At 73.0% G+C, this 5,203-nt stretch carries 5 protein-coding genes; 1 reads left to right on the top strand and 4 read right to left on the bottom strand.

Features of this window, described 5'->3' with window-relative positions; genetic code table 11:
• Positions 1–43: 43 nt before the first annotated feature.
• From AB0D45_RS34435 to AB0D45_RS34425, 3 genes are all read right to left on the bottom strand, one after another.
• Positions 44–1,837 (bottom strand): ABC transporter permease/substrate binding protein, encoded by a 1,794-nt coding sequence (locus tag AB0D45_RS34435; protein ID WP_362466556.1) that lies wholly within the window; start codon positions 1,835–1,837, stop codon positions 44–46.
• The gene (locus AB0D45_RS34430) at positions 1,837–2,898 is read right to left on the bottom strand and encodes a betaine/proline/choline family ABC transporter ATP-binding protein (RefSeq protein ID WP_362466558.1); all 1,062 of its coding nucleotides are present in this window, start codon (positions 2,896–2,898) and stop codon (positions 1,837–1,839) included. Before AB0D45_RS34430 ends, AB0D45_RS34435 begins: the two co-directional genes overlap by 1 nt.
• 201 nt (positions 2,899–3,099) lie before the next feature.
• The gene (locus AB0D45_RS34425) at positions 3,100–4,065 is read right to left on the bottom strand and encodes a SigB/SigF/SigG family RNA polymerase sigma factor (protein ID WP_361610407.1); all 966 of its coding nucleotides are present in this window, start codon (positions 4,063–4,065) and stop codon (positions 3,100–3,102) included.
• A gap of 145 nt (positions 4,066–4,210) precedes the next feature.
• Here AB0D45_RS34425 and AB0D45_RS34420 point away from each other — a divergent pair, with 145 nt between their 5' ends.
• A complete protein-coding gene (locus AB0D45_RS34420; protein ID WP_362466553.1) occupies positions 4,211–4,582 on the top strand; it encodes a helix-turn-helix domain-containing protein in 372 nt (123 codons plus the stop codon).
• Here AB0D45_RS34420 and AB0D45_RS34415 read toward each other — a convergent pair.
• The coding region (locus AB0D45_RS34415) for a hypothetical protein (protein ID WP_362466551.1) at positions 4,575–5,203 on the bottom strand (629 nt) is incomplete at its 5' end. The two genes, AB0D45_RS34420 and AB0D45_RS34415, sit on opposite strands and share 8 nt — an antisense overlap.

Below are 5,203 nucleotides of genomic sequence, written 5' to 3'. Positions count from 1 at the left end.
GGCTGGGACGGTACGTCCCAGCCGCGCCCCCGCGCGTGTCCGGTCAGGGCAGGTCCGCGACCTCGGGGTGGTCGGTCAGCCAGGCGCGGACCGCCTGCTGTTCCCTGCCCTTGCCCATCTCCTGGATCTTCGCCTCCAGTCCGGTGAGCTGGGCCTCGGTCAGCTTGAAGGACTTGAGCCAGCCGGCGATCTCCGGCTCGTCGGCGGCGAAGCCCTTGCGGGCGAGGGTGTGGATGCCGTCGCCCTTGCCCCAGACGCCCTTCGGGTCGGCCAGTTTGGCCAGGTCGTACGTGGAGTAGGCCCAGTGCGGGGACCACAGCACGCTGACGACCGGTTCCTGCTTCTCGTAGGCCCGCTTCAGCTCGGCGAGCATGCCGGGGGTGGAGCCGTCGACGACCTGGTACTCGCCGTCGAGGCCGTACTCCTTGAGGACCTTCTCCTTCAGGAGGGACATGGCGCCCGCGCTCGGCTCGATGCCGATGATCCTGCCCTTGAACCGCGCCCCCTTGCCCTTGAGGTCGGCGAGGGAGCGCACGTCCTTCACGTACGAGGGGACGGAGAGCTCGATGGAGGTGGGGCCGTACCAGGTGCCGAGGTCCTCCAGGCGGTTCCCGTACTTCTCCCAGTACTGGGCCTGGGTGACGGGGAGCCAGGAGTCGGTCTGGAAGTCGACCTGGCCGCCGGCGAGCCCGGTGAACAGGGCGCCCAGCTCCAGCTGGCGTGCGTCCACCTGGTAGCCGCGGCGTTCCAGCAGCTCCTTCCACAGGAAGGTGGAGGCGATGCCCTCGTCCCAGGGGATGTAGCCGATGCTGACCTCGCGGCCCTTGCCGGTGTTGCGGGCGCCGGGCGCGGCGGTGGTCTCGGTGGAGCCGCCGAAGGTGCTCAGTCCGCCGGCGACGAGGGCGAGGACGACGGCCGCGGTGACGGCGTACGCGGGCTGCGGGCGGTGGTTCCACAGCCGGGCCGTACCGCTCGCGGCGGACCGGGCCAGGGCCTGCGCGCGGCGGCCGACGGTGGAGACCTGGCGGCCGAGGGCGCCGGTCATCCGGTCCAGGTACATGGCGAGGACGACGATGGACAGGCCCGCCTCGAAGCCGAGGCCGATGTCGACGCTGCCGATGGCGCGGTACACGGCGCCGCCGAGGCCGCCGCCGCCGACCATGCCGGCGATCACGACCATGGACAGGCCGAGCATGATGACCTGGTTGACGCCCGCCATGATCGTGGGCAGGGCGAGCGGCAGCTGGACGCGTACGAGGGTGTCGCGCGGGGTGGTGCCGAAGGCGTCGGCGGCCTCGACCAGCTCGGCGTCGACCTGGCGGATGCCGAGCTCGGTCATCCGTACGCCGGGCGGCAGCGAGAAGACGATCGTGGCGATGATGCCGGGGACCACGCCCACGCCGAAGAAGATGATGCCGGGAATGAGGTAGACCATCGCGGGCATGGTCTGCATGAAGTCGAGTACGGGCCGCAGGGCGGCGCTGACCCTGTCGGAGCGCGAGGCCCAGACGCCGAGCGGGAGTGCGAACAGCAGCGTGGCGAGGGTGGCGACCAGGACCAGGGACAGGGTGGCCATGGCCTCGTCCCACAGGCCGACGGAGTCCACGAGAGCGAAGGCCGCGAAGGAGAGCAGGCCCGCGAGCAGGCCGCGCAGCCACCAGGCGGCGACGGCGAGGAGCCCGGCGAAGAGCAGCGGGGCGGGGGCGGACAGCACGGCGTCGATGCCGTCGTAGAACCCGCCGACCAGGGCGCTGATGGTGTCGAAGAGCCAGGACAGGTGGCGCTGGAGGAAGTCGACGGCGCTGTCGGCCCAGGCTCCGATGTGCAGGCGGGGCATCAGGCGGCCACCTCCGCGCAGGCCACGGGGGGCCGTTGTTCGTCCCCGATGAAGGCGACGAGCCGGTCCTTGGGCACGGAGCCGACGACGGCGCCGTCCTCTCCGGTGACGGCGACCGGGTGGGGGACGCGGGCGCTGACGGCGCAGAGGTCGGCGAGCGGGGTGTCGGCGCTGACGGTGGGGCAGCCGCAGGCGTCCGCCGCGCCGGGCGCCTCGTCCATGACGGCGTCGGCGGTGAGCACGCGGGAGCGGTCCACGTCCTGGACGAAGGAGGCGACGTAGCGGTCGGCGGGGCGCATGAGGATGTCCTCGGCGGTGCCCTGCTGGACGATCCGGCCGTCGCGCATGACGGCGACCCGGTCGCCGAGGCGCATGGCCTCATTGAGGTCGTGGGTGATGAAGACGATGGTCTTCTTCAGGGTCCGCTGGAGTTCGAGCAGCTGGTCCTGCATGTCGCGGCGGATCAGCGGGTCCAGCGCGCTGAAGGACTCGTCCATCAGGAGCAGGTCGGCGTCCGTGGCCAGGGCGCGGGCGAGGCCGACGCGCTGCTGCATGCCGCCGGAGAGCTCGTCGGGCCAGGAGTTCTCCCAGCCGCCGAGCCCGCACAGCGCCAGCGCCTCGGCGCCCCGCCGCTCGCGCTCGGCCCGGGGGACGCCCTGGACCTCCAGGCCGTAGGCGGCGTTGGCCAGGACGTCGCGGTGCGGGAAGAGCGCGAAGTGCTGGAACACCATGGAGATCCTGGTGGAGCGTACACGGCGCAGCTCGCGCGGGGTGAGCCCGGTGAGGTCCTCGCCGTCGAAGAGGATGCGCCCGGAGGTGGGCTCCAGGAGCCCGTTGAGCATCCGCAGGAGGGTGGACTTGCCGGAGCCCGACAGGCCCATGACGACGAAGATCTGGCCGGGCTCGACGCGGAAGGAGGCGTCGATCACGGCCGCCGTGGTGCCGTCGGCGCGCAGCTCCTCGCGGTCGGCGCCGCCTTCGAGCGCGCGGACCGCGGCCGCCTGGCGATCGGGGCTTCTGGCGAACACCTTGTAGACGTGCTCGGCCTGGAGCGTGGACACATACACCTCGCGGGTCGTACCGGATCCGGCCCGCCGCCGTCAGGCCGCGGGCCGGGGAGCGGGGCGGGATCGGCCCGCGCGGTCCGCGCCCCGGCCACCGGCCGCGGACGTGGTTCCACTCCAGCGACCCGGCTGCCCGGCCTTCGCTCTGGCAAACGGTGAAGTGATCCAACTCACGCCGCGAGGTGTACGGCGGGACCGTCAGGCCGGGCGACGCCCGGACTCCGGGCCGAGGTCGGCCAGCATGGAAGTCCGCAGGTGGGAGAGGAGCCGGGTCAGGAGTCGGGAGACCTGCATCTGGGAGATGCCCAGGGCGGCGCCGATCTGGGCCTGGGTGAGCTCTTCGCCGAAGCGCATCCGGAGCATGGTGCGTTCGCGTTCGCTGAGCCGCTCGAGCAGCGGGGCCAGGGTCTGGATGTCCTCGACGAGCTCCAGGGCCGGCTCCTCCTCCCCCAGCACCTCGGCGAGGGAGTGGCCCTCGGTGGGGCCGTCGCCGTGCTCGCTGTGCGGGGCGTCCAGGGAGCCGCTGGTGTGGCCGTTGGCGGCGACCAGACCCTCTATGACCTGCTCGTCGGTGAGGTCGAGGTGTGCGGCGAGGTCGGCGACGGTGGGCGAGCGGTCGAGCCGGACCGTCAGCTCCTCCTTCGCCTTGGCGATCTCGATGCGCAGCTCCTGGAGCCGGCGCGGGACGTGGACGGCCCAGGCGGTGTCGCGGAAGTGCCGCTTGATCTCGCCCGTGATGTAGGGCATGGCGAGGGTGGCGAACTCGTTCTCGCGGGCCGGGTCGAACCGGTCGATGGCCTTGATCAGGCCGATGGTGCCGACCTGGACGATGTCGTCGACGTCCCCGGCGGCGCCTTCGGCGCGGCCCCGGAAGCGGCGGACCGCGTACTGGACCAGGGAGGCGTTCATCTCGATCAGGGTGTTGCGGACGTACTGGCGCTCGGCAGTGCCCTCGGGCAGTTCGCGCAGGCGCTCGAAGAAGACCTTCGACAGCTCGCGCGCGTCAGCCGGGGCCACTTCCCTGGGCTCGTCGATCCGGGGCAGACCCGCCTCGCGGGCTGCGGCGCGGCCGCTGCGCGGACCGGGCAGCGGGGCCGGGCAGCCGGCGGCGGAGTCGTCCGTGGCGGGGTCGGCGGTATGGAAGGGGTGGGCGGGTACCGGCATGGGGTTCGCTCCTTGGGCTGGTCGGCTTGCGGCGCGGGACCTTGACAGTCCTCGACTCTGGACTGCTTCGGCTCGCACGTCAAGAAATACCGGAAATACTTTTCGCGTCTTGTATCACGTGAAACCTGTGCCGCATCATGACCGCATGGGAAGTACAGTGAGCCGACATAACTGGACATTTCTCACAAACCACGCACGCGTCCTGGTGACCATCGCCCGGGACCCCGGGGCGCGGCTGAGGGATGTCGCCCTGGTGTGCGCGCTCACTGAGCGCACCGTCCAGGCGATCGTGACCGACCTCGAGGCGGACGGGTACCTGCGGCGCCTGCGGGACGGCCGGCGCAACCGCTACGAGATCTCGCCGGGCGCCATGTTCCGGCACCCGGCCGAGGCGGGGGTGCAGGTGGACGGCCTGCTCGCCCTGCTCACCGGCGCCCCCGCCGCCGGGAAGGCCGTCGCACCCGGCGTGTCCCCCGGTCTGGCCGGAGCGGCGGCGGGGCCCGACGGGCCTAAGTGACGCGGAACCCGATCGCTTCGGGCTCGCGGTGGAAGGTGAGCCGGTCCCAGCCGGTGAAGGCCAGGTCCGTGACGGCGAGCAGCCGTCCCGCTCCGTCGTGCACGGTGCGGCGTACGGACAGCCCGCAGACGGGCGGCGCGGCGGTCGCCGGGCGGCTGGTGCGGGTCATGGTGATGGTCTCGCACGTCCGGCCGCGGGCGGTGGCCCGCTCCAGCCAGAGGTGCAGCGGCCGCAGGTCCTCGCTGAGGGCGCCGTCCGGCCGGCCGAGGTAGGCCGCCAGCTCCGGGGTGGCCGCGACCGTGCGCGGGCAGAGGTACGTCACCGTGTGCCGGAGCGTCTCCCCGCCCGGGCCGGAGACGTGCTGGTGGTGGACCAGGGTGCGCTCCCCGCCGCTCATCCCGAGCAGTGCGGCGAGGGAGGGCGGCACGGTGACGAGGGTGAGCCGGTCCCGGGTGAGGCGCGCGCCGGCCGGCTGCGTCCGGGCCGCCGGAGGCCGGGTGAGGGCCGGCTGCGCGGGTGCCGGCCGGGCCGCCGGGGACACGGCGGCGGGCGTGGCGGCGCCGGGGCCCTCGCGGTGCGGCGCCGGGGCCGCAGGCCTGGTGCCCCGGCGGCCGGTGACGA

The organism is Streptomyces sp. NPDC048352 (assembly GCF_040651895.1).
GTDB lineage: Bacteria > Actinomycetota > Actinomycetes > Streptomycetales > Streptomycetaceae > Streptomyces.
Note: the sequence above shows the minus strand (reverse complement) of the source record. Positions and strands in the feature narration are given on the sequence as shown.

Coding starts and splice junctions, on each gene's coding strand:
- AB0D45_RS34420 (WP_362466553.1), top strand. CDS start 4,211: ATGGGAAGTACAGTGAGCCGACATAACTGGACATTTCTCACAAACCAC.
- AB0D45_RS34435 (WP_362466556.1), bottom strand. CDS start 1,837: ATGCCCCGCCTGCACATCGGAGCCTGGGCCGACAGCGCCGTCGACTTC.
- AB0D45_RS34425 (WP_361610407.1), bottom strand. CDS start 4,065: ATGCCGGTACCCGCCCACCCCTTCCATACCGCCGACCCCGCCACGGAC.